Origin of the sequence: Curtobacterium sp. NPDC090223 (assembly GCF_044746585.1) — a bacterium.
In the GTDB taxonomy this organism is placed as follows: Bacteria; Actinomycetota; Actinomycetes; order Actinomycetales; family Microbacteriaceae; genus Curtobacterium.
Window position 1 is genome coordinate 17,009 of the sequence record NZ_JBIVCN010000007.1, and the last position, 26,458, is coordinate 43,466.

Sequence of the window (26,458 nt, forward strand, 5' to 3'; positions counted from 1 at the left end):
GAGTCTAGCAGAGGAGCACCGTGACCGACACCCCGCCCAACCTCCCCCTCGACGACGGAGCGGACGACGCCGCCCGCGACATCTCCGAGGTTCCCGCCGTCGAGCTCATCAACACCGTGGCGGTGCACCTGCTGAGCGCAGCGGCCGTCAAGGTCGGGCTCGCGGACGACCCGCAGGAACAGACCGACCTCGACGAGGCGCGGAAGCTCATCACGGCCCTCGCGGGCCTGGTCACCGCTGCCGCGACCGAGATCGGCGACCACCACGCCCGCCCCCTGCGGGACGGGCTGCGCTCGGTGCAGCTCGCGTTCCGCGAGGCGTCGGCCATCCCGGACGCGCCGGGCGCCGGTCCGGGCGAGAAGTACACGGGTCCCGTCAACTGACACCGGGTCCCGTCAACTGACACCGGGTCCCGTCCCCGGGATCGTGACGGGGCGACGGACGGGAGGCCCGTGGCGGCGCCGCCACGGGCCTCCCGTCCGACCGTCGGTCCTGATCAGTGCGCGGAGCGCGCGGCCAGCCGCGCGACGGCGGCGACCGGGATGCCGACCCAGGTCGGCCGGTTCCGCGCTTCGTACACGACCTCGTAGACGGCCTTGTCGATCTCGAACGCGTCGAGGACCTCGCGGTGCGCGCGCACGTCGACGTCGAGACCCCGTTCGTACCCGCCGAGGAACGCGTCACGCGCCTCGTGCGCCCACGCCCCGGCGTCGACCGGGTCGTCGTCGTGGGCGAGCGCTCCGGCGACGTAGTCGAAGGACCGCAGCATGCCGGCGACGTCGCGGAGCGGGACGTCCGGCAGCGAGCGCTCGTGGAGCGGGCGGAGCGGTTCGCCCTCGAAGTCGAGGAACACCCATCCGCGGGGCTCCGGAGCCGCGAGGACCTGCCCGAGGTGCAGGTCGCCGTGGATCCGCTGCAGGTCGGGCCACGGCACCGCTGCGGCCCGGGCGTACACGGCCCGGACGGCGTCGGCGTGCTCGGCGATCTCCGGGACCTCCGCCGCTGCGGTCTCGAGTCGCTGCAGCATCGTGGCGTGCGCCTGGGCGATCCGGTCGGCGGTCGCGGGTTCCGTCGGCATCACGCCGGCCAGGGTGACGTGCACCTCGGCGAGCGCCGCCCCGAGCCGGTCGGCCCCGGCGGCGAAGGACTCGCCGCGTCGTGCGTCGTCGAGCGCCACGCGCCAGGCGTCGTCGAGCCCTGGCAGGAACTCCTGCGCGAACGCGAGGTGGCCGCTCGCGACGCCGTCCTCGCGCCCGGTGTCCGGCCAGGCACCGCGGAGGGCGCCGAAGACCCTGGGGACGCGGGCGGAGCCGGCAGCGGAGAGCGCCTGCTGGGTGGTCACGTCCGGGTTGTCGCCGTGGTGCAGGACACGGAAGACCTTCACGATCACGGTGCCGTTGTCCGCGGTCTCGCAGATGATCGAGGTGTTCGACTGCTCACCGCGGAGGACCCTGGCACCCCGGACCGCGCCGATGGGCGTCAGCGATTCGTCACCGGCGTCGATCCGGGCCAGGAGCCAGCGGGCGTAGGCGGGGTCGTGCGGGCCGTCGTAGACGACGGTCGCCGGGGCCGACGGTGCCGATGGACCGGGGTCCTGGTCGATGACGTCGGACTCGAGACCGGCCACCTCCGTGCCGTGTTCGGTGACGGGGACCTGGTAGAGGACCGGGCCGGTCGGGGCGTCGTCGATGACGAAGCGGGTGCGGACCCGTGCCTCGTCGGTGGTCTCGTCGATCTCCGCGATCGTGCGGAGGCTCGGGACACCGCCCTTCGCCGCGTACCAGCGTTGCCGGGCCATCCACTGCGCGACGTCGCTCATGCGTCAGGAGGCTACGCGTCGGGCGCCGTGGCGGACTCAGGTCCTCCACAACGCGGTGCCGACCGGCCGTTCTCCACACCTCGCGCCGGACCCCGTCGACCGAGCCGGTGGCCGCACGACACTGATCCGCATGCGGACATCCCACGCACGACACGACACCACCTCGGGGCCGCTCGGCGACCCCCGGCACCACTGGCGCATCCCGGACGACCGACCGCTCCCGGCGCTCGGCACCTGCGCCGACGACGTCCGGCGTCTTCCCACGGTCACCGAGCGGGAGACCCTCTGGGACACGGCGGAGCGGACCCTGGCGTTCGCGGGCACCGAGCTCCTCCGCGGGGACTCGGGCGCGTGGACCGTCGACCGCGGTGACGGACCGGAGACGCTCGCCGCCGACGACCCCGTCGGCGTCCTGCTCGGCGGCGCGGAACTCCGGCCGGTCCGGGTGCGGGTGACCGCGACGACCCTGGTGGAACTGCGCGACCGGGACCGCCGGGTCCGCGCCGAGGTGGCCGACGTGCGGATCGACGAGGGCGACACGGACACGACACTGCTCCGCAGCGCACGGTGGTGGGCGCTCTCTGACGGCGGGGCGGCGGGTTCGGCAGCGGCCACGGCGGCCCGCTCGGCCCTGACGGAGGCCGCCGACGACGACGGGCACGCCGTCGACGACCCCGTCCCGACGCTCGCGCCGGTGCGGCGACCGGCAGCGGGGGTGTTCTGCGAGGATGAACGGGTGCCGCACTACCTCGAGGACCTCAGCGCCGGGCAGACCTTCACGACCCCGGGTCGCACCATCACCGAGGCGGACGTGGTGTCGTTCGCCTCGTGGACGAACGACAACAACCAGGTGCACACCGACGTCGAGTTCGCGTCCCGCACCCGGTACGGGCAGCGGATCGTGCACGGGATGCTCGGTGCGTCGCTCTGCCTCGGCCTGATCGCGCGCACCGGCGTGTTCGAGGGCTCTGCGGTGGCGCTGCTCGGGATCGACCAGTGGCGGTTCACGGCGCCGGTGTTCATCGGGGACACCCTCACCTGCGAGGTCGAGATCCTGTCGACGCGCCTGACCAGCTCGGGGAAGACCGGGATCGTCGAGCGCACCGTCACGCTCCGGAACCAGCACGGCGACGTCGTGCAGCAGGGCCGGATGGACGTCATGGTGCTCACCCGCGACGCCGCGATCGGCTGAGCCCGCCAGACCCCGCCGCAGCGTCGTCGACCGATGTCATCAAGCCCCTGTACAACGATGTACCAACACGTCAGCATGGAGTCATGAGCACGCTCGACGGCACCGTCGCCGCATCCACCAGCGCCCCCGCAACCGGCCTCCCGCTCGCCAGTCGGCAGGACGGCTCGTACCCCCGCCCGCAGATGCTCCGCGAGCACTGGGCCGACCTCGACGGGACGTGGTCGTTCCGGAACGAGGGCGACGACCCCACCTGGCGCTCGGGCTTCCCCGACGCGCGGGACATCGTGGTGCCGTTCCCGCCCGAGTCGGTCGCCTCGGGCATCGACGAGCCGGGCTTCCACCCCGTCGTCTGGTACTCCCGGACCATCTCCCGTGCAGACCTCGACGCGGCCGGGCTCGGCACCGCCGCCCCGCGCCTCGTCCTGCACTTCGGCGCGGTCGACCACCGAGCCAGCGTGTGGATCGACGGCGCGTTCGTCGGCTCGCACGAGGGCGGGCACACGCCCTTCCGGTTCGACGTCACCGACGTGCTGACCGCCGACCCCGATGCGGTGCACACCCTGGTCGTCCGGGCCGAGGACGACCCCCACGACCTGACCCAGCCGCGCGGCAAACAGGACTGGCACGAGGACCCGCACGCCATCTGGTACCGCCGGACGACCGGGATCTGGCAGACCGTCTGGCTCGAGGCCGTGCCCACCGCCTCGATCGAGTACCTCCGCTGGACGAACGTCGACCACGCCACGATGCGCCTGACGGTCCGGATCGCCGGGGTCCGCGCCGGCGGCGAGCGCCTGCGCGTCGAGGCCCGCTGGGACGAGCGCGACGAGCACCTCGCCACGATCGAGACCACGCTCGGCGACACCGCCGCCGAGTTCGACGTCGTCGTCCCGATCGCCCGCCAGGCCAACGGGCAGGCCGAGGACGAACTGCACTGGACACCGGAGGCCCCGCACCTGGTGGACGCCACGGTCGCGCTGCTCGGCCCGTCCGGTGCGCCGGTGGACACCGTCGCGAGCTACTTCGGCATCCGCACCGTCGGTGTCGGCGGCGGCGCGTTCCAGCTGAACGACCGGCGCTACGACGTCCGCAGCGTCCTGAACCAGGGCTACTGGCCGGAGTCGCACATCGCCGCGCCGTCCCGTGCGGCCCTCCGCCGTGAGGTCGAGCTCATCAAGGAGCTCGGGTTCAACGCCGCCCGCAACCACCAGAAGATCGAGGACCCGCGGTTCCTGTACTGGGCGGACCGGCTCGGCCTGCTGGTCTGGGGTGAGGCACCCGGTGCCTACGCGTTCTCCCCCCGCGCGGTGCAGCGGCTGATGCGGGAGTGGATGGACGCCGTCGAGCGGGACGCCTCGCACCCGTCGATCGTGACGTGGGTCCCGGCGAACGAGAGCTGGGGCGTGCAGCACATCAGCACCGACCCCGCACAGCAGGCCTACGCACGCGCGCTCGCCGACGTGACCCGGGCCCTCGATCCCACCCGTCCGGTGATCTCGAACGACGGCTGGGAGCACACGAACTCCGACATCGTCACGATCCACGACTACGAAGGCGTCGGGGAACGGCTCGCGCGCACGTACGCCGACGACGCCGCACGGACCGCGCTCCTGGCCGGCCTGGGCCCGGCGGACCGGTGGGTGCTCGTCGGCGGTGCCGAGGACCTCGGTCAGCCGGTGATGCTGACCGAGTTCGGCGGCGTCGACTACCAGCCCGGCGGGGCGCGCGAGGACGGGTGGGGCTACACCTCGGCAGCGGACGGGGACGACTACGTCGCCCGCGTCACCGCGTTGTACGACGCGATCCGCGCGAGTTCGTTCCTGGCCGGGTCCTGCTACACGCAGCTCACGGACACCATGCAGGAGACGAACGGCCTGCTGAACGCGGACCGCTCTCCGAAGGTCGCGATCGAGCAGATCCGGCGGGCGGTCACCGGGCACTGACCAGGAGGCCCGACACAGACCAGCGGCGCACCTCCCGTCCGGGACGTGCGCCGCTGGTCACCACGCGGTCAGGACGCCAGGAAGCGCAGGACCGCAGTGTTCCACTCGTCGCGGTGCGACGCGAGGACACCGTGCGGGCCGCCCTCGATGACGTGGGTCTGGGCGTTCGGGATCGCCGCCGCGGTCCACTTGCCGGAGACCTCGAACGGCACGATGCCGTCCGAGTCGCCGTGGATGACGAGCGTCGGGACGTCCACCTTCGTCAGGTCGTCGCGGAAGTCGGTCGTCGCGAACGCCGCGGTGCAGTCCAGGGTGCCCTTCGGTGACGCCAGCTCGGCGATCGCCAGGTCGTACGCCCGCTGGTCACCGCTGACGAGCGGCTTGTTCACCAGGGACGGCTTGCCCGCCGTGTAGAACAGGTCGACGAACTCGTGGAGGAACGCCGGACGGTCCCCCGTGATGCCGTTCGTGAACCAGTCGGCCAGGTCCTGGTCGACACCGCCCTCGGGGTTGTCGTCGGACTTCCAGAGGTAGGGCGGGACGGCGCTGGCGAAGACGAGCTTGGCGACCTTGCCCGTGCCGTAGGTCGACACGTACCGCGCGAGCTCGCCGCCGCCCATCGAGAAGCCGATGAGCGTGACGTTCGTCAGGCCCAGCTGGTCGATCAGCGTGTCGAGGTCCGCGGCGAAGGTGTCGTAGTCGTACCCGTTCCACGGTTGCGACGACTGTCCGAAGCCGCGGCGGTCGTAGGCGATGACTCGGTGGCCGGCCTCGACGAGCGCCGGGATCTGCCCCTCCCACGAGCGACCGGAGAGCGGCCACCCGTGGATGAGGACGATGGGGTCGCCCGTTCCGAAGTCGTCGTAGTGCAGATCGATGTCGTGCCCGTTCTCGGCTCCGACGGTGATGAACGGCATTGCTTTCCTCCAGTGCGTGTCGCGGGTTCCAGGGTCAGTCCCCGACACTGCTCCGGTCGCCTTGCGGGGCCGTGAGCGTCTTCGCGGACCGGACAGGGGCCGCGGTCTGGGAGGATCGGGCGGTGACGAGCGTGGCGGAGACGAGCCGAGCCTCCAGGCCGGGGTTCCGTGCCCTGCTGGACGGGCCGCGGAGTCACTGGACCGCGCCGCTCGTGATCTGGGCCGGCTCGCGGATCGTGAGCACGGCGCTGCTGCTGGGTGTGTTCCTGCTCGCGACCGCGAACGGGTGGGACTTCGCCTCGTACCGACGCGACCCGTCGTTCTTCACGTTCTCCGGCTCGTGGGACGCGTCCTTCTACCGGACCATCGCGGAGCACGGGTACCCCTCGACGCTGCCCACCGACGGCGACGGCCACGTGCTGCCGAACCCGTGGGCGTTCCTGCCGGTGTTCCCGGCACTCGTCCGGGCCGTGACGGCCGTCACGGGCGGGTCGTTCTGGGTCGTCGGCGTGGTCGTCGCGACGGTCGCCGGGGCCGGTGCCTGCGTGGTGCTGTACCGGCTGGTGCTCGCCGTGGGGTGCTCGCACCGTGCGCGGTGGGCGACGGCGCTGTTCGCGTTCGGTCCGACGGCGTTCCTGCTGCAGGTGGCCTACGCCGAGTCGACGCTGCTGCTCCTGCTCTTCGGCGGGATGCTCGCGCTCGTCCGGCGTCGGTACTGGCTCGTCGGGGTGCTCGGGGTGGTCGCGGCGTTCACGAAGCCGGGGGTGCTGGCCCTGGCCGTCGCGCTCGCGGTGCACCTGGTCGTGCGGTGGCGCCGGGAGCGCCGGGCGCTCCCGGTGCGGGACGCCGTCGCGATCGTCGTCGCCGGGCTCGTCGTCGCCGCGGCGGGGCTGGCGTGGCCGGTGATCGCCTCGACGGTGACCGGGACGCCGAACGCGTACCTCGACACCGAGCTGTCCTGGTGGGTCGGTTTCGTGGGACGGCAGCACTTCGCGCCGCTGACACCGTGGTTCGTGATGGCGGGGCGGTGGCTCGGGCCGGTCGGGATCGTGCTGGTGGTCGCGGTCCTCGCGGGGGCGGTGTGGTTCTGGACGCGGCGGTCCGTGCGGGCGCTCGGGCCGGAGGTGCTCGGGTTCACGGCGTCCTACGGGCTGTACCTGGTCGCGGTGTTCCTGCCGCAGCAGAGCCTGCCGCGGCTGCTCATGCCGATGGCGCCGCTGCTCGGGTCGGACGTGTTCGTGCGGACGCGGCGGCGGGCCGTGACGTGGCTGCTCGTCGGCGTGTGCCTGCAGCCGGTCGCGGTCGTCCTGCTCTGGTTCCTCGGGTACCCCTGAGGCGCGCGCTGCCGCGGCGCGCGGTGCTGCGCGCGGTGCTGCGCGCGGTGCTGCGCTGCGCGCGGCGCTGCGCGCTGCGCTCGGTGGTGCCGTTCGGTGTCGCACAACGGAAACCACCCCGAACCACGTGATCCCGTGGTTCGAAGTGGTTCCGGTTGTGCGAAGTGCAACGGCCCGCGCGGCGGCCCGCGCGGCGCGCTACGCGTCGAACGTGTGGAACCAGGCCGTGCCGCCGGGGTGCTGCACCGTGATCATCTCGTCGAGGTCGCGGTACGGGCCGTCCTGGTTGTGGCTCGCCGACTTGATGCGGATGGTGCCGTCGGCCTCGGTGAAGACCTCGGACACGATCGTGGTGTGGTCCGGGGAGTCGTTGGCGTTCCAGTCGAAGAACACGATGTCCCCGACCTTCACCTTGTCGCGCTCGTCGCTCGACCGGCGGGTGAGCCCGAACGTCGCCGCGTTCGCCGAGAGCCACGGGTCCATCGACGGGCAGTACGTCCACGTCGCGGAGTGCGCTGCGCCAGCCGATCGGCTGTACCAGTCGTCGCGCTGCTGCCACCCGCGGGCGATGAGCGTCTGGCTGACGTAGTTCGCGCAGTCGCCGCCGATCGGGTTCATGGTGCCGTACTCGGCGAGGTTGTAGTCCTTCCAGTAGCGCATCGCGTACTCGAGCTGCCGGTCGACGTCGGTGAGGGCGGCGTACGCGAGCGAACTCGTCGCGAGGGCGCTCGAGGCGTCCGGCACCGGGGCAGCCGTCGGCGTCGGCGTCGCGGTGGCCGAGTCCTGCGTGGCCCCGCTCTGGCCGTCGTTCGCGGCGCTGCCGTTGCCGTCGGAGCTCTGGTTCGCCGAGGCGACGGGGGTCAGCTCCGAGTCGAACAGCGCGACGTCGGCGGACCCCGCCGTGTACATCGCCTGGTGCGGCGCGGTGAAGGTGACCTTCGACGCGGTGGCCTTGACGTCGCGCGCGGCGATGCCACCGACGGTGACGCCGCGGACCGCCGCGAGCCCGGTCCCCGTCACCGTGACGGTCACCCCGCCGGCGAGCGGGACCTTGGCCGGCGTCAGCCCGGAGGCGACGGGCTTCGCGGACGGCGTGGACCCGGACGTCGCCTTCCCGGTGCTGCGACCCGAACTGTCGCCGTCGGACGAGCACGCCGCGACGGCGAGGCCGACGCCCGTGATCCCGGCGAGGGACAGGAGGGAGCGGCGCGTGAAGGAGGCAGTCATGACCCCACCAGGGTACGTGACGGCCCCCGACACCACCGTGGCGGCGCGGCGGGTCAGGCTCCCGTGACGTTCACCAGCCAGGTCACGCCGAAGCGATCGGTCACCATGCCGAACTCGTCGCCCCACGGGGCCTTCGTCAGCGGCTCGATGACGGTGCCGCCCTCGGTGAGCCCGGCGAAGAAGCGGCGCATGTCCTCGGCGTCGTCGCCGGACAGGGACACCGAGATGCTGCTGCCGCCGCTGTACTGCATGCTGTTCGGGGTGTCGGCGCCCATGATCAGGTAGCCGTTCGGGGTCTCGAGCTGGCCGTGCATGATCTTGTCCGCCTCGGCGGGGTCGTCGGACGCGTGCATCTCGCCGAACGTGCTCAGCGTGAGCTCGCCGCCGAACACCGACTGGTAGAACTCCATCGCCTGCCGGGCGTCGTCACGGAAGCCGAGGTAGGGGTTCAGTCGCGAGGTCATGACGGTCTCCTTCGTCCCGCCCGAGGGTGGTGCCCGGGCACTCACCGTGATGGTGGCACCGCCGCGGGGGCTGCGCAACGATCGTTCCGGAACGGCACCATCGTGTGGGTCCGGACCCCGCGCCGGGCGGGAGGCGTGCGGCGGACCGGGCCCCGGCCTCCCGTCCGTCACGGATCAGTCTCGAGCCGATCTCGATTCCGTAACCACCGCGGGTCCACGTCCGCCGGTCCGAGAGGATCGGCACATGGGGAACCTCCGATCCGTCCGCATGTCCGCCATCGGTGCCGCGGTGCTCGCGTGCGTCGCGCTCGCGCTCACCGGCTGCTCGTCCGACGCCGACGCCGACGCGACGACGCCGTCGGCCACGCCGACGACCGCCGCGAGCACCACCGGTACCGACGAGCCGGTGATGGACGACGTCGACACGAGCGCGCCGGCGGTCTGCGGGCGGCTCAGCACGCTGGCCACGATGTCCCTGAACGCCACGGACGGACACCGCCGCGGGGAGCTCTCCGACGCGCAGTACGAGGCGCTCGTCCAAGCCGTGCGCTTCGGGTACGAGCACCTGGTGAGCACCGACCCGAAGATGGCGACGGCGGTGGACTACACGCAGCGCTTCCTCGAGGACCACCCGGCACCGGCTTCCGGGCCGGCGCTCGACGAGACCACGGCCGACTGGGACCTGGTCGGGCGGACGCTCGTGACGGCGTGCCGCGACGCCGGGTCCTCGATCGTGGCCGACGCGCAGTACGGGGGCTGAGCGGGCTCGAAACGCAACAGGCCCGAAAAGCAACAGGCCCGGACCATGCGGTCCGGGCCTGTTGCACGTGGTGGAGCTAAGGGGATTCGAACCCCTGACCTTCTCATTGCGAACGAGACGCGCTACCAACTGCGCCATAGCCCCAAGTGCTCGACCACACTAGCACCCGGCCGCCGCTCACCGAAATCGCCCGGCACCCGCCGGGCGTGCCGCGGGTCAGACCGCGCGGCGGCGACGCATGATCGCGTCGAGGTCGGCCTGCTGGTAGTCGTCGTCGCCGATGACACCCATGCCGGCCCACTTGCTCGGCGCAACGGGCGCAGCCGGGGCAGCCGCGGCTTCGGGCGCAGCGGGCGTAGCGGGCGCAGCGGGCGCAGCGGCCGAAGCAGGCGCAACGGCCCCTGCAGGGGCCCGCAGCCCGAGCCGCTCGGCGAGTCGGCCCTGGTCGTGCGCGGAGAGTGCGGCGACGGCTTCTTCGACGTCCGGACGCATCCGGGACACCGTGGCGAGCGACGGGTCCGACTCCCCCGCCCGGATCGCGGCGGCCTCGGCGTCCGCCTCGGCCTTGGCCTCGGCGACGCGCTCCCTGAGCCGCGCCGCGAGCTCGGCGGACGACTCCGGGGACGCGGCGGGAGCAGCCGGGCGCTCCACGTACAGCGGCTTCGGCACGCGCGCGGGCGTCCAGGTGCGGTCCGCCTGCGGCTCGGCGGGCTGCTCGGTGGTCAGTGGCGGCGCCGGGTCCGTCCACGCAGCGGTCGGCCTGGAGGCCCGGCGCACCTCCGGCGCGGACGCTGCGGCACGCGCCTTCCGCGCCTGGGCGACCTGGTGGAGCTGGGCGAGGACGGCTGCGGACCCGCACGCGGCGACGAGCCCCGCGACGGCGACGAGCCAGGCTGCGGGCGCTGCGACGAGGACCACGAGCGCGACGACGAGCCCGGCGACGCCGAGGAGCGTCGCCCCGAGCCGGGAGCGGCGCATCCGCATCGCGGTGAGTGCGGGGACGGCGCCGGCCCGCTCGAGCGCCGGGGCCTGCTCCGCGAGTCGACGGGTGATCTCCCGCTGCCGGGCAGCCTCGTGCGCCCGGACGATCGCGGCGCGCTTGGCCTCTTCGGACCGCGCGACCTTCTGCGCCTCGGCGAGGGACTTCGCGTTCATCTCGATGCGGATCTCGTCCGGCAGCTCGGCCGTCTGCGCGAGGATCCGCAGGGTCTGCTGCAGCCGGATCGCGTTCCGTTCGGTGGCGAGGTACTGCCGTCGGGCGGCCCACGCGGGCATCAGGTACACGAGCCAGAGCACAGCGGCGACGAGCAGCACGACGCCGCCGCCCCACGACCCGATACCTGCCATGGGGAGAGGCTAGGGGCGGGCGTTCCTCGCACTCGTCATTGTCCGGCGTGTGTTGCGCTATCGGCGCGGCCCGGTCTGGTGTGTGTTGCGCTCGGCGGGGGCCGGTCTGGTGCGTGTTGCGCTACCGGCGCGGGCCGGGGACGATCGGCAGCGCCGCTTCGTCACGGGCGGCCAGTGGCACGCTCCCGACGCCGGGCGGCACCCGTCCCGCGACCCAGCGCTCGAGGACGCCCTCGCGGACCTCTTCGGCGACGAGGGCGAAGCAGAAGTGGTCGCGCCAGTCGCCGTTGATGTGGATGTACCGGCGGCGGAGGCCCTCGTACCGGAAGCCGAGCTTCTCGACGACCCGGAGCGACGGGGCGTTCTCCGGGCGGATGCAGACCTCGATGCGGTGGATGCCGACCTGGCGGAAGCAGTGGTCGGTCGCCAGGGCGACGGCGATCGGCGTGACGTTGTGACCGGCGGCGTTCTCGACCACCCAGTAGCCGATCGAGGCACTGGCGAGCGATCCGTACGTGACGCCGGAGACGTTGAGCTGGCCGACGAAGCGGCCGTCGAGCTCCATCGCGAAGGGCAGTCCGAGACCCGCGCGGGCATTGGCCTGGAGCGCGCGGATGCTGCCACGGACGTCGGTGGAGACGTGCCCGGAGGGGTTCGTCGCCTCCCAGGTGCGGAGCCAGGAGCGGTTCATCGCGAGCGCGGCGTCGAGGTCGCGCGCGTCGCGGAGCCGGAGGGGGCGGATCGTGACCCGTCCGTGGGACAGGGTCGGGATGGTCGTCATCGGGCGGTTCCTCCGGTGCCCCGGGGGACCCCGGAGCGGGTGTCCCATCCGGGGCCGGCGGTACCGGCCCCGGATGGGATGGGTCGACTCATTCGCCCGCGTTGAACTCCTTGAGCCACGACTTGAGGTCGGGGCCGAGGTCTTCGCGGTCCGAGGCGAGCTGCACGATCGCCTTGATGTAGTCGAGTTTGTCACCGGTGTCGTACCGGCGTCCACGGAACACGACGCCGTACACGCCGCCGGTCCACTCCTCCGCGCTCGCCATCTTCATGAGCGCGTCGGTCAGCTGGATCTCGCCGCCCTTGCCCGGCTCCTGCTTCTCGAGGACGTCGAAGACCTCGGGGCGGATGACGTACCGGCCGATGATGGCCAGGTTCGAGGGCGCTTCGCCCTGTGCCGGCTTCTCGACGAGGCCGGTGATCTTCACGACGTCGTCGGTGTCGGTCGGCTCGACCGTGGCGATGCCGTAGAGGTGGGTCTGGGACTCGGGGACCTCGAGCAGTGCGACAACGGTCGCGTTCTTCTCGCCCTGGACCTCGATCATGCGCTTGAGCAGCGGGTCACGCGCGTCGATGATGTCGTCGCCGAGGAGGACCGCGAAGGGTTCACGACCGACGTGCATCTTCGCGCGGAGCACGGCGTGGCCGAGTCCGAGCGGGTCGCCCTGACGGACGTAGTGCATGTCCGCGAGGTCGGTCGACTGGTTGACCTTCTGGAGCTTCTCGTGGTCGCCCTTCTTCTTGAGGGTCTCCTCGAGCTCCGACACGTGGTCGAAGTGGTTCTCGAGCGCGTTCTTGTTGCGCCCGGTGATCATCAGCACGTCGGTGAGTCCTGCGCCGACAGCCTCTTCCACCACGTACTGGATGGCCGGCTTGTCGACGACGGGGAGCATCTCCTTCGGCATCGCCTTGGTCGCGGGGAGGAAGCGGGTGCCCAGCCCTGCCGCTGGGATCACCGCCTTGGAAATCTGGAAGCCCATGCTCATGACCGTATCCGATGGCCCCTGCGCGGTCATGTCAACGGAACGGAGGACACGGGCTTTGCGGACAGGAGCGCGGGTTCCCGCAGGAACGCGATCGTTAGACTTCCTCGCATGATCCCCGATCTCGGCAACGAGAAGCGCGCGCTGCGAGCCGAGCTCCGGCAGCGGCGACGCACCAGGACCACCACCGAACGCGACGCCGACACCGAGGCGCTCACCGCGATCCTGCAGCGGTTCGCCGAGGAGCGGCAGCTCGAGTCCGTCGCGCTGTACCTGTCCGCCTCCGACGAGCCCAACGTCCGGCCGTTCCTGAACTGGGCGTTCGACACCGGGCTGCGGGTGCTCCTGCCGATCACCCGCGAGGACGGGCTCCTCGACTGGGCGGTGGGCGACGGGTCGTCGGAGACCGAGGGCATCTCCGGCATGCCGGAGGTCGTCGGTGAGGTCCTCTCCCCGATCGCGATCAACCACGTCGACGCCATCCTCACCCCGGCCGCCGCGGTCGGGCACGACGGGGTCCGCATGGGCTGGGGCCGCGGCTACTACGACAAGACCCTCGGGTCCATGGCGAAGCGTCCGCCCGTCTATGCTGTGATCTTCGACTCGGAGTACCTCGACGAGGTCCCGCGCGAACCCCACGACGAACCCGTCGACGGCATCATCACGCCGTCACGCATCATCACGTTCCGGAGCTGACGTGCCCACCTACTCGTACCGCTGCACCGAGTGCGACACCGCGTTCGACATCAAGCAGTCGTTCTCCGACGCCACGCTGACGGAGTGCCCGACGTGCGGCGGTGTGCTCCGCAAGGTGTTCTCCCCCGTCGGCGTGACCTTCAACGGCGGCGGCTTCTACCGGACCGACTCGCGTCCCGCGCCGAAGTCCGAGGGGTCGAGCACGACGTCGTCGTCACCGTCGAGCTCGAGCTCGACGCCGGCGAAGACGGAGTCGAAGCCCGCGACGCCCGCCAAGCCCGCGGCCTCCTGACCTGCGTTCTCACTCCTCGATAGGTTGAGGTGTCGCCGCCCGGCGGCCGTCCCCGACCCGGAAGGAGTCCCGTGAAGGGCTTCAAGGAGTTCCTGCTCCGCGGAAACGTCATCGACCTGGCCGTCGCAGTCGTCATCGGTGCAGCGTTCACCGCGATCGTCACCGCCATCGTGAACGCGCTCATCAACCCCCTGATCGGCGCCGTGTTCAACGCGTCGAGCCTGGACAAGGCGCTCATCTGGAAGATCCCGACCGTGTCCGGTGGGCACGCGGAGATCCTCTTCGGTGCCATCATCGGCGCCGCGCTGAACTTCATCATCGTCGCGGCGGTCGTGTACTTCGCGCTCGTCCTGCCGGTGAACCACCTCAAGAAGGTGGCGTTCGAGCGGGTGAAGAACGACGAGGAGCAGACGCCGCAGGACGTCCCGCCGACCGACGTCGAGGTGCTGCTCGAGATCCGCGACCTGCTCCGGTCGCAGAACGGCGTGCCCACGAGCACGGGCAGCGGTGCGCACGTCGCACCGTCGACCGCGCCGGAGGGCCCCGGCATCGGCGGCACGACGAAGCTCTAGCGGGGCGCGGCGCGCGGCGCGCGGCGGCGCGGATCGGCGCCGCACAACCGAAACCCGTTCGCACCACGGAAGTCCGTGGTGCGAACGGGTTTTCGTTGTGCGGGTGCGGAACGCACCAGGCGGGCGCCCGCCCGCCCGCGGCGGCCGCGGCCGCTACGCGACGCGCGTGCGCTCGGCGCGACGCTTCGCGCGCAGGGCGACGAAGTACTGCGCGCCGGCGAGCAGGTGGCCGGCGGTCCCGAGCCACACGAACACGAGCGCGGTGATCCGGATCCAGGAGTGCTCCGACGCCCACGAGGTCGCCGAGAACAGCAGCACGGGCAGCCCGACGAAGAGCAGGGCCGAGCGGATCTTCCCGGTCCAGGACACGTCGAGGTCCGGGTCGCCCCCGAACCAGACGCTCGACAGCAGTGCGAGCACGGCGTCCACGACCACGATGATCACGACGACGATCCACGGCAGCAGTCCGACGAGCACGAGCGACAGCACGATCGCGATGATGGCGAGACGGTCGGCGACCGGGTCGAGCGCCTTGCCCAGCTTCGAGGTCTGGTCGAACTTCCGCGCGATGAAGCCGTCCGCCCAGTCCGAGACGCCGAGCACCACGAGCGAGAACAGCGCCCATCCGGGGTGCTCCGTCACGACCAGGACCACGAACACCGGGATGAGCAGGAACCGGAACAGCGTGATGAGGTTCGGCCAGGTCTGCCAGTCGGGACGCTGGCGCGCTGCGGAGTCGGTCATCACGTGCTTTCTTCGGGGTCGGACCTCCAGGGTACCTATCCCCAGTGGGGAGGTCGGTCGCCGAGCAACCGGGCGTCGTTCTCGCCACGCCCGTGGCGGGGCGGTTCCGGCGCCGGAGCGGGGTCGGATCCCGGCACCGGCTGGGTGGTGACTCGCCTGCTCACGCGAGCACGGCCTCCCGTCTCCGGTGCGGTCGGCCCACCCTTGTCCGTGGTCGCCACGAGGCGAACGGGAGGCTGGGGTGCGGCCGCGTCGTCGGCTCGCGACCACGTGCCCACCAGCTGGTCCGTGCCGGGCGTCACCGGACCGGCGGGCCGGGAGGCCCGCCTGCGCTCGCTCATCGGCGTGCGGGAACCGGTGGGATGCTGATCTCCTGTGTGGCCCCGCGGTCGACGCCGAGGACGGCCGCGACCGTGTTCGCCACCCGGTCCGGGTCGGAGAACAGCTGGAAGGCGTGGACGCGCACGTAGTGCCAGCCGAGTCGACGGAGGACCTCGGGTCGGAGGCGCAGCGACTCGCGCAGCGATCCCTGCACCAGCGACGCGTCGGTCTCGATCGTGACGCAGACCCCGCCGTGCGCCGCGACCAGGCCGAGCTTGCCGCGGTGGCCGAGCGCGACCGGGATGCCGCGCATCTCGAGACGGCGAGCCAGGTCGACGAGCAGCGGGTCGGAGTCGTCCGGCACGTACTCGGCGGTGGTGCGGGCCCGGACCTCGGCGAGGATCTCGGCGAGTGCGACGGTGCCGTGGCCCATCCGCTCGGCCTCGATGTCGGAGGGCTGGAAGCAGGTGACGATCACCATCGACCGGCGCGCACGGGTCATGGCGACGGCGAGCAGACGCTCCCCGCCGGGCTTGCCGAGCGGGCCGAAGTCGCGGAGGACACGGCCGTGCGGGGTGCGGCCGTAGCCGATCGAGAACACGACGCGGTCGCGGCTCTGTGCGACCGACTGCTCGAGCGTGGCGACGATGAACGGTTCGGACCGGTCGCCGATAACGAACTCGGTGAGGTCCTTGTGCCCGGCAGCGGCGGTGAGCACGGCCTGCTCGACGCGGACGGCGTGCTTCGCCGACGCGGTGATGACCATGAGCGACTCGGTCGGGCGGGTGCGGGCGTGGTCGATGACGAGCCGGACCACGCGGTCCACCTCGGCGTCGACGCTCTCCACGGCGCCGGACTCGGGGTCTGGGACCGCCTTGCCGTCGCTGACGTAGTCGAGCGCGATCGAGCCGTGCCCGAGGAACGAGCCGGCCCACGGCAGCGACTCGATTCGGCCGCCGTAGAAGCGACGGTTCACGAGTTCGGCGAGGTCCTCGCCGCCGGCACGGTACGACCGGGTCAGGGACAGCGTCGGCAGCAGCGTCGAGAGCTTCGCGAGCGCGGAGTCCGCGTGCAGGGCGTCGAGCGTCTCCTCGTCCACCTGCAGTGCGCGGTGGGCGGGGTCGACGGCGATCCGGAACGGCGACGGGGTCTGCGTCACCGGGTCGCCGAACACGACGGTCTGGCGGGCACGGCGGACGGCGTCGACGGTCTCGGCGATCGTCACGGCACCGGCGTCGACGAGGATCACCGTGTCGAAGGGCATCGTGTCGGCGATCTGCGGGACCTCGTACGGGGACGCCAGCCAGACCGGGGCGATCGAGCGCGACAGGTGCGGGGCGGAGTCCTGCAGCAGGCGCGAGGTGATCGCGCCCTCCTTGAGCTGGGACTTCAGCGCGGCGGCTTCTTCCGGCCAGTCGACGAGGCCGACCTTCCAGTTCTCGGCGAGCTGCCACGCCAGGCCCTGCGAGACGCCGGCGGCGTGCGCGTCGTCGACCAGGCGGAAGTCGGCCTCGACGCGGTCGAGCATGTCGGTGTTCGCGCCGAGCAGTGCCCGGTCGGACTCGAGCATCGTCTCGAGCGCGGACTGCCACCAGGCGAGCTCGAGCTCGGCGGGCACCTGCGTGTCCGGGACGTGCCGGTTCGCCAGGTCCGTGATGAGGGGTTCGAGCTGCAGGTCGCGCAGGGTCTGCATGAGCTCGGTGCGCTCCTGCAGGTTGTGCAGGACGTCGGACTCCTCGGCGAGGGTGCCGATGTAGGGCAGGAGCTGGTCGACGGGCACGTTCGCGAGCTGTTCGTCGCGGCTGGTGCGACCGAGCGGCTCGTCGAGGCGTGCGAGGTCCTCGACGACGTTCGAGAACAGCACCTGGACGTCTGCGATGCCCGTCGGGACCTCGGGGTTCACGCCGGCGGCGACGTAGCGCTGCCAGAGCACGCGCTGCTGCTGCACGCGGGTCAGTGCCTCGTGCAGGTCGGACACGTGCACACCGGGGCGGACGTACTCCCGCGCGAGCTTCTTGAGCCGGCGGCGGTTGGTGCTCGACATCGGGGCGCCCTCACCGCGCGGGGCGGTGGCGGCGACGAGTTCGGACACGGAGCGGTCGAACACGACGGGGAGGAAGCGGTCGAGGGTGTCCCGGATCTCGGTGAGCAGACGGAGGTAGATGCCGAGCTCGTTGATCGTCGTGAACTGCCGCATGTGCGTGGTCGCGACGAGCTCGTGCGCCCGCTGGAGCAGTGCCGGCAGGGCACCGCCGTGCAGGTCCTTCGCGATCTTGTGCGCGCGCTGCGCACCGTCGCTCGAGGAGAACTTCGCGCCGTACCAGGGCGAGTCGTCCGGGCCGTAGCGGAACTCACCGAGGTTCGCCGCACTGACCATCGTCTCCGCGACCCGGGACCGGCCGGTGACCATCGCGCTGACCGACTGCTTCGACAGGCGCGCGGTCGTCGACGGCGGGACGGGCAGCAGGGACAGCCGGGAGAGCTCGACGAGGCAGTCGAGCACGCTCACGCCGAAGTCGGCGTCGGTGCGGGACAGCCCGCCGCGGTAGTCGGTGAGGACCTTGCGGAGGCGGACGAGGGCGTCGTCCACCTCGCGCAGGTTCGGCCGGGTCGCCTTCTCGTTGCGGGCGATGGCGCGGACGACGTCGCGGCGGAGGGTCGCGGGCGTCACGGCGACCCCGGGCAGGTGCACCTCGCCGAAGCGGGCCGCGATGCCGCGGAGGGTCGCGCGACGCGGGCTGACCACGAGGACGCGCTTGTTCGCGGCGACGAGGCCGCCCAGCGCGTTCACGATCGTCTGCGTGCCACCGGTGCCGGGCAGGGTCTTCACGACGATCGAGTTGCCGGCCGTGATCTGCGCGATCACGTTCTCCTGCTCGTCGTCGGCGTCGAGCAACAGCGTGTCGGTGTCCGGGCTGCGCTCGTCCGACGGGGTCTGCTCGACCGGGCGGTACGACTGCTCGACCTGCCACTTGGCGCTCGGGTTGCCGGCGAGGGCGTCGAGCACCGGATGCGAGAGGTCCTTCGTGTCCTCGACCAGGCCGGTCGCGACCTCGGCGAAGGTCGACACGACGAGTCGGGCGTGCACCGAGAAGCCGGGGATGTGCGCCGTCAGGCCGCGGAGCCGGTCGATCACCGGGTTCGGGGTGAAGGAGCCGTCCTGCTGCGCGAGTGCCACGAACGCCTGGGCGTCGAGGGTGACGCCGAACTGCTCGCGGAGGGCGTCGGCGAGGGCCGGGTTCAGTACGGGTTCGCCGAGCAGGCGGACCTCGAAGTCACGGCCGTGGCGACGGATCGCGAGCGGACGGAGCAGCACCGGGCCGCGGAACTGCTCGTCGCCGCGCTGCCAGTCGGCCATGCCGATGCCGAGGTTCACGGCGTCGATGCCGCGCACGGTGGCGAGCTCGGTGCCCTTCGCCTCGACGTGGTTCGCCGCGATCCGGGCGGCACGCAGTGCCACTTCGTCGCGGATCAGGCTCGAGAGCAGCGTGGTCTTGCCGGTGATGAACTGTGCGAGGCCACCGGGGTGGGTCGTCGAGAGCTCGATCCGGGCGCGGGGGTGGTCCGCGAAGTGCACGAGCGGGCTGGAGCCGCCGACGCCGGCGAGCTGTGCGCGCCAGGCGTCCCAGACGGGCTCGGCCGCGTTGGTGGCGGTGAGCCGCGGGTCGCCCAGGCTGATGGCGTGCGGGCTCGTCACCTGGAGTTCGGGGCGGAGCGAGCGGTCCAGCTCGTCGCCGTCGGTGTCGTTCTCGTCTGCGCGGCCGGCGTCGTCGCGGCCGGTGGCGTCGGGAGTGCTCGTCGTGTCGTCCTGCTCGTCGCGGTGCTGCTGGTCGTCGGGCCGTGCTCCCCCGGCGGCGCGCGCGTCCTCAGCGGGGACGTCGCCGTTCACGTCGTCCTCGCCGTCGGTCACCCTGTCCGCACGCCACACACGCCCACTGTAGGCGGAAGCACCGCGGCACTCTGGCAATGAACCGAGGTTTCGGGAGATCCGGGCGGTCCGGAGGCGGTCCCCGGACCCCGTCTGTGGTACCAACGTGGCATGGCCATCGACGACCGAACCGCTCCCCCCACCGCCGCTCCGTCACGGCGCCGGTCGGTCCCTGCCGAGATCTCCCGCTCGTGGCTCCTCGTCGCGGGCACCGCATCGGACCGCTTCGAGTCGGCGTCCCGGTCCCGTGCCGACCAGATCATCCTGGACATCGAGGACGCTGTCGACCCCGCCGCGAAGCCCGCCGCACGCACCACCGTGGCCGACTGGCTGACGGGTGGCGGTGACGCCTGGGTCCGGATCAACGACGTCACGACGGACTTCTGGGCCGACGACGTCGAGGAACTCCGCGGGCTGCCGGGCCTGCTCGGCGTGATGCTCGCGAAGACCGAGAGCCCGGCGCAGGTCACGGACACGTGGCACCGGCTCGGCGGGCAGACCCCGGTGATCGCCCTGGTCGAGTCGGCGCTCGGCATCGAGGAGGCGACGTCCATCGCCCGGGCGCAGGGCGCGTTCCGCCTGGCGTTCGGCAGCGGCGACTACCGCCGCGACACCGGCACGTCCTCGGACACCCTCGCGATGGCGTACCCGCGGTCGCGGCTCGTCGTGGCGTCCCGCGTCGGGGACCTCCCCGGCCCGATCGACGGCCCCACGGTGGGGTCGTCGCACCCGATCCTCCGCGAGCAGTCCCAGGTCGCGGTGTCGCTCGGGCTCACCGGCAAGCTGTGCCTGGACACCGACCAGCTGCCCGTCATCAACGAGGTGATCTCGCCCACGTCGACCGACGTCGCCTGGGCGCAGGACTTCCTCGACGACTTCGAGGCGCGCGGCCGTGTGATCCGGGACGGCTCCGACCTGCCGCGGCTCGGTCGTGCCCAGAAGATCCAACGACTCGCCGAGGCCTTCGGCGTCGAAGCACGTTAGGGGTCCCGCATGACCTGGTCAGCTCCCGAACCCGGCCCGACCCCGGGCTCGACGCCCGGCCCGACGTCCGCGCAGTGGGAGCGCGGCGGATCGACGCTCTTCCCGCCCGGCAAGCTCGCCGACCGCATCTCGACCGTGCTGCTCCTGGCGTTCGGCGCGATCCTGGTGATCGTCGTCGCGATCGTGGCGCTCATCGCGACGATCTCCGCGACCGCCACGTGCGACGCCGCATCCGGCTGCACTCCGGGCGCCTACATCGGCGGCGCCTCGATCGCGGTGGGCGGGGCGTTCGTGATCGGGGTGGCGACCGTCGTCCTGGCGATCGGCGCGTGGATCCGCCGACGCACGTCGTGGTGGATCGCCGCGGTGGGCTTCGTGCTGGCCGTCGGGTGCATCACGTGGGGCGGGGTGGTGTTCGCGGGCGCAGCCGACGGCGGCCCCACGTCCTCGAGCAGCAGCACGATCTGACGCGGTCGCGCGACGAGTTCGACACGGCACAGGTCGATCGTCCTCTGCCGTGTCGAAGCGTCGGGGCGTAGCCTCGCGCGCATGGTCGAGGTGAGCCGGACGACGGTGGCCGTCGTCGGCGGTGGGCCCGCCGGCGTGGTCCTCGGACTGCTCCTGGCCCGCGCCGGCATCGCGGTGAAGGTGGTCGAGAAGCACGACGACTTCAACCGGGACTTCCGCGGCGACACCGTGCACGCATCCACGATCCGGCTGCTCGACGAGCTCGGCCTCGGGGACCGGTTCCGAGCACTCCCCCAGTCCCGCCTCGACGACTTCTCGCTGCCGACCCCGGACGGGTCCGAACTCCTGCTCGGGGACTTCTCCCGGCTCCGGCCGCCGTACGACCACGTCGCGATGGTGCCGCAGTGGGACCTCCTCGACATGCTCGTCGGCGCCGCCCGCGAGGAACCGTCGTTCGACATCGTCATGGGCCAGGCCGCACCGGACCTGATCGTCGAGAACGGCCTGGTCGTCGGCGTGCACCTGCACCCCTCCGACGATCCGGACGGTGCGCACCGGGAGCTCCGCGCGGACCTGGTCGTCGCGTGCGACGGCCGGGACTCGGTGCTCCGAGCGGCCGCCGGACTCCGTCCGCGGGAGTTCCCGGTGCCGTTCGACACGTGGTGGTTCCGGCTGCCGAAGGAGGACGGGGACGCCGACACCGCGCTCGTCCCCGCGTTCGACGGGCGGGACGTGCTCCTGAGCTTCCCGCGCGGCGACTACCACCAGGTGGCCTACTTCGCGCCGAAGGGGTCGGACGCCCGGCTGCGCGCGCTCGGCGTCGAGGACTTCCGGGCCCGGGTCGCCCGGATCCGGCCGGCGTTCGCGGACCGGGTCGACGCGATCCGCTCGATGGACGACGTGCACGTGCTCGACGTCCGGATGGACCGGCTGCGGCGGTGGTGGCGACCCGGGCTCCTGTGCATCGGGGACGCGGCGCACGCGATGTCGCCGGCGGGCGGGGTCGGCATCAACCTGGCCGTGCAGGACGCCGTCGCGGCCGCCGCGATCCTGGCGCCGGCGATCGTCGGCGGGGTGCGCGGCCGTTCGCTGAACCACGCGCTCGCCGCGGTGGAGCGTCGCCGGACCCCGCCGGCCGTCGTCGTGCAGGCCGCCCAACGGCTGCTGCACCGCGTGGTCTTCGAGCGGGCGTTCTCCGGTCGGCTGCAGGACGGACCGCCGATGCTGCCCGTGGTGCTCGCGAAGTACGTGCCGCCGGCCAGGGGGTTGTACGCACGGGGCATCGCGTTCGGACCGCTGCCCGAGCACGCTCCGGCCTGGGCACGGCCTGCCCCCACCAGCGCTGGAGCCGGACCCGGAGCCTGAACGGGTCGGGCCGGCACGGGCGCATGCTGGGCCCATGAAGCAGCGAACCATCGGCGACACCAACGTCAGCGCGATCGGCCTCGGCGGCATGCCGATGTCCATCGAGGGACGACCCGACGAGCGACGGGCGATCGCGACGATCCACGCGGCGCTCGAGGCCGGCGTGACCCTGATCGACACCGCGGACGCGTACCACCTCGCCGCCCACGACGAGGTGGGGCACAACGAGGAGCTCATCGGCCGCGCGGTCCGGGAGTACCACGGCGACGCGGGTTCGGTCCTCATCGCGACGAAGGGCGGCCACCTGCGCCCCACCCCGGGTCCATGGGCGCAGAACGGCGACCCCGCGTACCTCAAGGAAGCGGCGAAGGCCTCCGCGAAGCGGCTCGGCGTCGAGACGATCGACCTGTACCAGTTCCACCGCCCGGACCCCGCCGTGCCGTACGCGGACTCGATCGGCGCGCTCGCGGAGCTCCTCGACGAGGGTGTCATCCGGATGGCCGGCATCTCGAACGCGGACGTCGACCAGATCCGGCAGGCGAACGAGGTCCTGGACGGGCGTCTGGTGTCGGTGCAGAACCAGTACTCGCCGAAGTTCCGGTCGAGCGAGGTCGAGCTCGAGCTCTGCGACGAACTGAGCATCGCGTTCCTGCCGTGGAGCCCGCTCGGCGGCATCGCCGGAGCGTCGGACCTCGGCACCACCTACCAGGACTTCGCCACGGTCGCCCGCGCACACGGGGTCACCCCGCAGGTCGTCGCACTGGCCTGGGAGCTCGCGAAGAGCGACGTCGTCATCCCGATCCCGGGGGCGTCACGACCGCAGTCGATCCTCGACTCGGTGACCGCGGCGACCGTCAAGCTCCGCCCCGAGGAGATCGACCGACTCGACCGTTCCGAGGCCGCAGCGGCCTGACGACGGCGACGCGCAGGTGGACGGACGCCGACGAGCCGCCCGCGCGTACCGTCGAGGCCATGCAGGCCATCACCTTCGACCACCCCGGGGACGAGAGCGTCCTCTCCCGCACCGAGCTCCCCGACCCGACCCCGTCCGACGGCGAGGTCCTCGTCGAGGTCGCCGCAGCCGGGGTCAACAACGCCGACCTGCAGCAGCGCCAGGGGAACTACCCGCCGCCGCCGGGGGCGTCCGACGTCCTCGGCCTCGAGGTCTCCGGGACGATCCGCGCCCTCGGGCCCGGGGTGACCGGCTGGGCCGTCGGCGACCGCGTTTGCGCGCTGCTCGCCGGCGGCGGGTACGCCTCGCTCGCCGTGGTCCCCGCGACGCAGCTGCTCCCGGTGCCGGACGCCCTCGACCTCGTCAGCGCAGCGGCCCTGCCCGAGGCCGCCTGCACCGTGTACTCGAACATCGGCATGCTCGCCGGGCTCCGGCCGGGGCAGACGCTGCTCGTGCACGGCGGGACCGGCGGGATGGGCTCGCACGCGGTGCTGTGGGCGAAGGCCCTCGGTGCGCGCGTGATCGCGACCTCCGGTGGGGCACGGAAGGTCGCCGCCTCGCGGGAGCTCGGAGCGGACCTGGTCGTCGACCACCGCACCGAGGACTTCGTCGCACGCTCGCGGGACTTCACGGACGGCGTCGGCGTCGACGTGGTCCTCGACGTCGTCGGGCCGTCCTACCTGTCGCGGAACCTCGAGGTCCTCGCTCCGAACGGGCACGTCGCGGTGATCGCGTCCGGCAGCGGCACCGAGGCCACCCTGCCGTTCGGCCTGCTCATGCAGAAGCGGGCGACGATCAGCGGCACGACGCTCCGTGCCCGGCCGCTCGCGGAGAAGGCGGAGATCGTCGAGGCGGTCCGGTACAACGTCTGGCCGTTCGTCGCGGACGGCCGGGTCCGCCCCGTGGTCGACGCCGTGCTGCCGCTCGCCGAGGCGGGCGAGGCGCACCGGCGGCTCGCCGCCGGCGACGTGATCGGGAAGCTGCTGCTCACGCCCTGACGAAGCGGCCGTCCGGGCCCACGCCGCCTGGAGGCCCGGTGCCGGTCCGTCGGACCGGCACCGGGCCTCCAGGCGGTCGCCGTCAGGGCCTGCGCGTCACGCGGCCGCGCGTGCGAGGGCGACCACCTGCATGCACTTCTCACCGAAGGTGGCGCGGAGGAGCGACGCGGCGTCCGGGTCGTCGTCGAACCGGGACGGCATGTCGATGGCGAGCATGACGCTGAAGATCATCCCGCTGCCGAGGAACCCCTGCACCTGGTCGTCGGGGACCCCTGCCTCGTCGCGGAGGAAGCGGTAGATCGCGAGGAAGCCGTCGCGCGCGGCCTGGCCGATCCCCGGTTCCGCGCCGGAGACGAACGCCTGCAGCAGCATCGTGTGCAGACCCCGCGTGGCGGACAGGTCGATGAACTGCTCACCGATCGCCAGCGCCCGGTCGTGCTCGTCGGCGTCGGCCGGGAGCGCGGCGAGCGTGGCGCGCCAGGCGTCGACGAGTGCGCCGAGCGTGGCGTGGAAGACCTCGAGGAAGAGCGCCTCCTTCGTGCCGAACATCCGGACGACGTAGGGCTGGCTGATCCCTGCGGCGGTCGCGATCTGGTCGGTGGTGGTGCCGTTGTAGCCCTGGCGGCCGAAGAGGTCGCGCGCGGCCTCGAGGATCATCGCCCGACGTTCGGCGGCGGGCATCCGTGCGGATCCGGAACTCATGGTTGACAGGTTATCAGTCGATTACTACAGTCCACCAGTGTAGTAATCATCCGATTACCAACAGAACGGAACCCTCTCCCATGAAGCGACGCATCCCGGTCTGGCTCGCCATCGCAGCCGCGTCCCTCCCGATGTTCATGGCGACCCTCGACAACCTCGTCGTGACGAGCGCCCTGCCCGCCGTGCACGCGCACCTCGGCGCCTCCGTCGAGGAACTGCAGTGGATCACCAACGCCTACACGCTGTCCTTCGCCGCGCTGATGCTGCTGGCCGTCGGACTCGGCGACCGCTTCGGCCGCCGCCACCTCTTCATCGCCGGCATCGGCGTCTTCACGATCTCCTCGGCGTTCGCCGCGATGAGCACCGACCCGACCGCGCTGATCGTCTGGCGCGCGGTCGAGGGGGCCGGAGCCGCCGCGATCATGCCCCTGTCCCTGACGCTGCTGGTCGGCAGCGTGCCGGACCGCGCCCGGGCGATGGCGATCGGCATCTGGAGCGGCGTCTCCGGCCTCGGGGTCGCACTCGGCCCGCTGATCGGCGGCGCGGTCGTCGAGAACTGGAGCTGGGAGGCGATCTTCTGGCTCAACGTCCCGGTCGGTGTCGTGGCGGTCCCCCTCGCCCTCGCCGCACTGCCGAACACGCTCGGCGCCCGCGTCCGGGCGGACCTGCTCGGCGTGGTGCTCGCCGGGCTCGGAGTCCTGGGCGTGGTGTTCGGGATCGTCCGGGGCAACGACGCCGGCTGGGGTTCGGCCGAGGTCCTCGTGGGACTGGTCGGCGGCGGCCTGCTCCTCGTGGCGTTCGTCGTCCGGCAGGCCACGACCGCCGCTCCCCTGCTGCCGCTGCGCTTCTTCCGCGACCGGAGCTTCACGCTCGCCAACGTCGTCGCGATGACGTTCTCGTTCGGGGCCTTCGGGGCCGTGTTCATCCTCATCCAGTTCCTGCAGGTGGTGCAGGGTCGTTCCCCGCTCGAGGCCGGCGTCTGGACGATGCCGTGGACCCTCGCACCGATGGTGATCGCACCGCTGGCCGGCATGGTCGCACCACGGATCGGCACCCGCGTGCTGATCGTCGGCGGGATGGCGTTCCTCTCCGCCGGGCTGTTCTGGATCGCGGGCTCGATGGCCGCGGACGTGACCTTCGCCGGACTGCTCCCCGGGTTCCTGCTCGCCGGTGTCGGGATGGGTGCGGTGTTCGCGCCGATCTCGACCGCGGTGCTCGCCCGGATGCCGCAGGAGGACCACGCGAAGGCCTCCGGCGCGAACTCGACGCTCCGGGAGATCGGCGTCGCGCTCGGCATCGCCGTGCTGACCGCGGTCTTCACGGGTGCGGGCGGGCAGCTGACCCCGACCGGCTACGTCGACGCGGCGCAGCCCGCCGTGCTCGTCGGGGCGGGTGTCGTCGCGGTGTCCGCGCTGGTCGCGCTGTTCCTGCCGGCGGGGCGCGGGGTCGCCGCGGCCGCGCCCGCGGCCGGCGCCGCCGGCGCGGCGGGCGCCGCGGGCGCGGCCGCGCCCGGCGCGCCCGCGCCGGCGCCCGCGCCCGCGCCCGCCGCGTAGCGGCACGCCGCACAACCGAAACCGGCTCGCACCACGGGATCACGTGGTGCGAGCCGGTTTCCGTTGTGCGGATGCGAACGGAACCGCCGGCGCGCGGCGCGCGGGCGGCGCGCCCGC

The 26,458-nt window shown here is 72.3% G+C and carries 24 protein-coding genes and 1 tRNA gene; 14 read left to right on the top strand and 11 right to left on the bottom strand.

Going from position 1 to position 26,458, the window contains the following annotated elements:
* Nucleotides 1-20 precede the first annotated feature (20 nt).
* Nucleotides 21-383 (top strand): DUF1844 domain-containing protein, encoded by a 363-nt coding sequence (locus ACIPJY_RS16585; RefSeq protein ID WP_123656229.1) that lies wholly within the window; start codon nucleotides 21-23, stop codon nucleotides 381-383.
* A 113-nt stretch (nucleotides 384-496) separates the two neighbouring features.
* Here ACIPJY_RS16585 and ACIPJY_RS16590 read toward each other — a convergent pair whose 3' ends face one another.
* Entirely contained in the window at nucleotides 497-1,819 is a 1,323-nt protein-coding gene (locus ACIPJY_RS16590; RefSeq protein ID WP_400466984.1) for a phosphotransferase, read from the bottom strand.
* A 130-nt stretch (nucleotides 1,820-1,949) separates the two neighbouring features.
* On the opposite strand from ACIPJY_RS16590, the gene ACIPJY_RS16595 reads away from it, so the two are divergent.
* On the top strand, nucleotides 1,950-3,011 hold the full coding sequence (locus tag ACIPJY_RS16595) for a MaoC/PaaZ C-terminal domain-containing protein (RefSeq protein WP_400466981.1): 1,062 nt from the start codon (nucleotides 1,950-1,952) through the stop codon (nucleotides 3,009-3,011).
* A gap of 83 nt (nucleotides 3,012-3,094) precedes the next feature.
* A complete protein-coding gene (locus tag ACIPJY_RS16600) occupies nucleotides 3,095-4,954 on the top strand; it encodes a glycoside hydrolase family 2 protein (protein ID WP_400466978.1) in 1,860 nt (619 codons plus the stop codon).
* A gap of 68 nt (nucleotides 4,955-5,022) precedes the next feature.
* On the opposite strand, the gene ACIPJY_RS16605 is transcribed toward ACIPJY_RS16600, so the two are convergent.
* Entirely contained in the window at nucleotides 5,023-5,871 is an 849-nt protein-coding gene (locus tag ACIPJY_RS16605; protein ID WP_400466975.1) for an alpha/beta fold hydrolase, read from the bottom strand.
* A 122-nt stretch (nucleotides 5,872-5,993) separates the two neighbouring features.
* On the opposite strand from ACIPJY_RS16605, the gene ACIPJY_RS16610 reads away from it, so the two are divergent.
* Nucleotides 5,994-7,205, top strand: coding sequence for a hypothetical protein (locus tag ACIPJY_RS16610; protein ID WP_400466972.1), 1,212 nt, complete (start codon nucleotides 5,994-5,996; stop codon nucleotides 7,203-7,205).
* Between the two features lie 198 nt (nucleotides 7,206-7,403).
* Here the strand turns inward: ACIPJY_RS16610 and ACIPJY_RS16615 are convergent, their stop codons facing one another.
* Nucleotides 7,404-8,432 carry an amidase domain-containing protein gene (locus ACIPJY_RS16615; protein ID WP_400466970.1) on the bottom strand — a complete coding sequence of 343 codons (1,029 nt, stop codon included), beginning with the start codon at nucleotides 8,430-8,432 and terminating at the stop codon, nucleotides 7,404-7,406.
* A 53-nt stretch (nucleotides 8,433-8,485) separates the two neighbouring features.
* The gene (locus ACIPJY_RS16620; RefSeq protein ID WP_400466968.1) at nucleotides 8,486-8,896 is read right to left on the bottom strand and encodes a VOC family protein; all 411 of its coding nucleotides are present in this window, start codon (nucleotides 8,894-8,896) and stop codon (nucleotides 8,486-8,488) included.
* 244 nt (nucleotides 8,897-9,140) lie between these two features.
* On the opposite strand from ACIPJY_RS16620, the gene ACIPJY_RS16625 reads away from it, so the two are divergent.
* Nucleotides 9,141-9,656, top strand: coding sequence for a hypothetical protein (locus ACIPJY_RS16625; RefSeq protein ID WP_400466965.1), 516 nt, complete (start codon nucleotides 9,141-9,143; stop codon nucleotides 9,654-9,656).
* Between the two features lie 68 nt (nucleotides 9,657-9,724).
* On the opposite strand, the gene ACIPJY_RS16630 is transcribed toward ACIPJY_RS16625, so the two are convergent.
* The 4 genes from ACIPJY_RS16630 to galU all read right to left on the bottom strand — a co-directional run bounded on the left by ACIPJY_RS16630 (nucleotide 9,725) and on the right by galU (nucleotide 12,763).
* Nucleotides 9,725-9,800: transfer RNA gene (locus tag ACIPJY_RS16630), tRNA-Ala, on the bottom strand.
* A gap of 72 nt (nucleotides 9,801-9,872) precedes the next feature.
* Nucleotides 9,873-11,003, bottom strand: a complete 1,131-nt coding sequence (locus ACIPJY_RS16635; protein ID WP_400466962.1) for a hypothetical protein — start codon at nucleotides 11,001-11,003, stop codon at nucleotides 9,873-9,875.
* A 121-nt stretch (nucleotides 11,004-11,124) separates the two neighbouring features.
* Nucleotides 11,125-11,784, bottom strand: a complete 660-nt coding sequence (locus tag ACIPJY_RS16640) for a GNAT family N-acetyltransferase (RefSeq protein WP_400466959.1) — start codon at nucleotides 11,782-11,784, stop codon at nucleotides 11,125-11,127.
* Nucleotides 11,785-11,872: 88 nt separating this feature from the next.
* Nucleotides 11,873-12,763: a UTP--glucose-1-phosphate uridylyltransferase GalU gene (galU, locus tag ACIPJY_RS16645; RefSeq protein WP_400466957.1), complete on the bottom strand. Its 891-nt coding sequence runs from the start codon at nucleotides 12,761-12,763 to the stop codon at nucleotides 11,873-11,875.
* A gap of 114 nt (nucleotides 12,764-12,877) precedes the next feature.
* Between galU and ACIPJY_RS16650 the strand changes: the two genes are divergently transcribed.
* The 3 genes from ACIPJY_RS16650 to mscL all read left to right on the top strand — a co-directional run bounded on the left by ACIPJY_RS16650 (nucleotide 12,878) and on the right by mscL (nucleotide 14,326).
* Nucleotides 12,878-13,462 (top strand): 5-formyltetrahydrofolate cyclo-ligase, encoded by a 585-nt coding sequence (locus ACIPJY_RS16650; RefSeq protein ID WP_400466954.1) that lies wholly within the window; start codon nucleotides 12,878-12,880, stop codon nucleotides 13,460-13,462.
* 1 nt (nucleotide 13,463) lies between these two features.
* Nucleotides 13,464-13,754 carry an FmdB family zinc ribbon protein gene (locus ACIPJY_RS16655; RefSeq protein WP_400466951.1) on the top strand — a complete coding sequence of 97 codons (291 nt, stop codon included), beginning with the start codon at nucleotides 13,464-13,466 and terminating at the stop codon, nucleotides 13,752-13,754.
* A gap of 71 nt (nucleotides 13,755-13,825) precedes the next feature.
* Nucleotides 13,826-14,326, top strand: a complete 501-nt coding sequence (gene mscL, locus ACIPJY_RS16660; RefSeq protein ID WP_400466948.1) for a large conductance mechanosensitive channel protein MscL — start codon at nucleotides 13,826-13,828, stop codon at nucleotides 14,324-14,326.
* A 153-nt stretch (nucleotides 14,327-14,479) separates the two neighbouring features.
* Here the strand turns inward: mscL and ACIPJY_RS16665 are convergent, their stop codons facing one another.
* Nucleotides 14,480-15,070, bottom strand: coding sequence for a CDP-alcohol phosphatidyltransferase family protein (locus tag ACIPJY_RS16665; RefSeq protein WP_400466947.1), 591 nt, complete (start codon nucleotides 15,068-15,070; stop codon nucleotides 14,480-14,482).
* Between the two features lie 337 nt (nucleotides 15,071-15,407).
* Nucleotides 15,408-19,118: an AAA family ATPase gene (locus ACIPJY_RS16670; protein WP_400467027.1), complete on the bottom strand. Its 3,711-nt coding sequence runs from the start codon at nucleotides 19,116-19,118 to the stop codon at nucleotides 15,408-15,410.
* A 312-nt stretch (nucleotides 19,119-19,430) separates the two neighbouring features.
* Here ACIPJY_RS16670 and ACIPJY_RS16675 point away from each other — a divergent pair, with 312 nt between their 5' ends.
* The 5 genes from ACIPJY_RS16675 to ACIPJY_RS16695 all read left to right on the top strand — a co-directional run bounded on the left by ACIPJY_RS16675 (nucleotide 19,431) and on the right by ACIPJY_RS16695 (nucleotide 24,086).
* Complete coding sequence (locus ACIPJY_RS16675; RefSeq protein ID WP_400466944.1) at nucleotides 19,431-20,303, top strand: HpcH/HpaI aldolase/citrate lyase family protein; 873 nt, start codon at nucleotides 19,431-19,433, stop codon at nucleotides 20,301-20,303.
* 9 nt (nucleotides 20,304-20,312) lie between these two features.
* Nucleotides 20,313-20,771, top strand: coding sequence for a DUF6264 family protein (locus ACIPJY_RS16680; RefSeq protein WP_400466941.1), 459 nt, complete (start codon nucleotides 20,313-20,315; stop codon nucleotides 20,769-20,771).
* Between the two features lie 81 nt (nucleotides 20,772-20,852).
* A complete protein-coding gene (locus ACIPJY_RS16685; protein WP_400466938.1) occupies nucleotides 20,853-22,136 on the top strand; it encodes an FAD-dependent oxidoreductase in 1,284 nt (427 codons plus the stop codon).
* A 34-nt stretch (nucleotides 22,137-22,170) separates the two neighbouring features.
* On the top strand, nucleotides 22,171-23,049 hold the full coding sequence (locus ACIPJY_RS16690) for an aldo/keto reductase (RefSeq protein ID WP_400466935.1): 879 nt from the start codon (nucleotides 22,171-22,173) through the stop codon (nucleotides 23,047-23,049).
* Between the two features lie 59 nt (nucleotides 23,050-23,108).
* Nucleotides 23,109-24,086: an NAD(P)H-quinone oxidoreductase gene (locus ACIPJY_RS16695; protein WP_400466933.1), complete on the top strand. Its 978-nt coding sequence runs from the start codon at nucleotides 23,109-23,111 to the stop codon at nucleotides 24,084-24,086.
* 96 nt (nucleotides 24,087-24,182) lie between these two features.
* Here ACIPJY_RS16695 and ACIPJY_RS16700 read toward each other — a convergent pair whose 3' ends face one another.
* Nucleotides 24,183-24,788 carry a TetR/AcrR family transcriptional regulator gene (locus tag ACIPJY_RS16700; protein ID WP_400466930.1) on the bottom strand — a complete coding sequence of 202 codons (606 nt, stop codon included), beginning with the start codon at nucleotides 24,786-24,788 and terminating at the stop codon, nucleotides 24,183-24,185.
* Nucleotides 24,789-24,868: 80 nt separating this feature from the next.
* On the opposite strand from ACIPJY_RS16700, the gene ACIPJY_RS16705 reads away from it, so the two are divergent.
* Nucleotides 24,869-26,341, top strand: a complete 1,473-nt coding sequence (locus ACIPJY_RS16705) for a DHA2 family efflux MFS transporter permease subunit (protein WP_400466927.1) — start codon at nucleotides 24,869-24,871, stop codon at nucleotides 26,339-26,341.
* Nucleotides 26,342-26,458 lie beyond the last annotated feature (117 nt).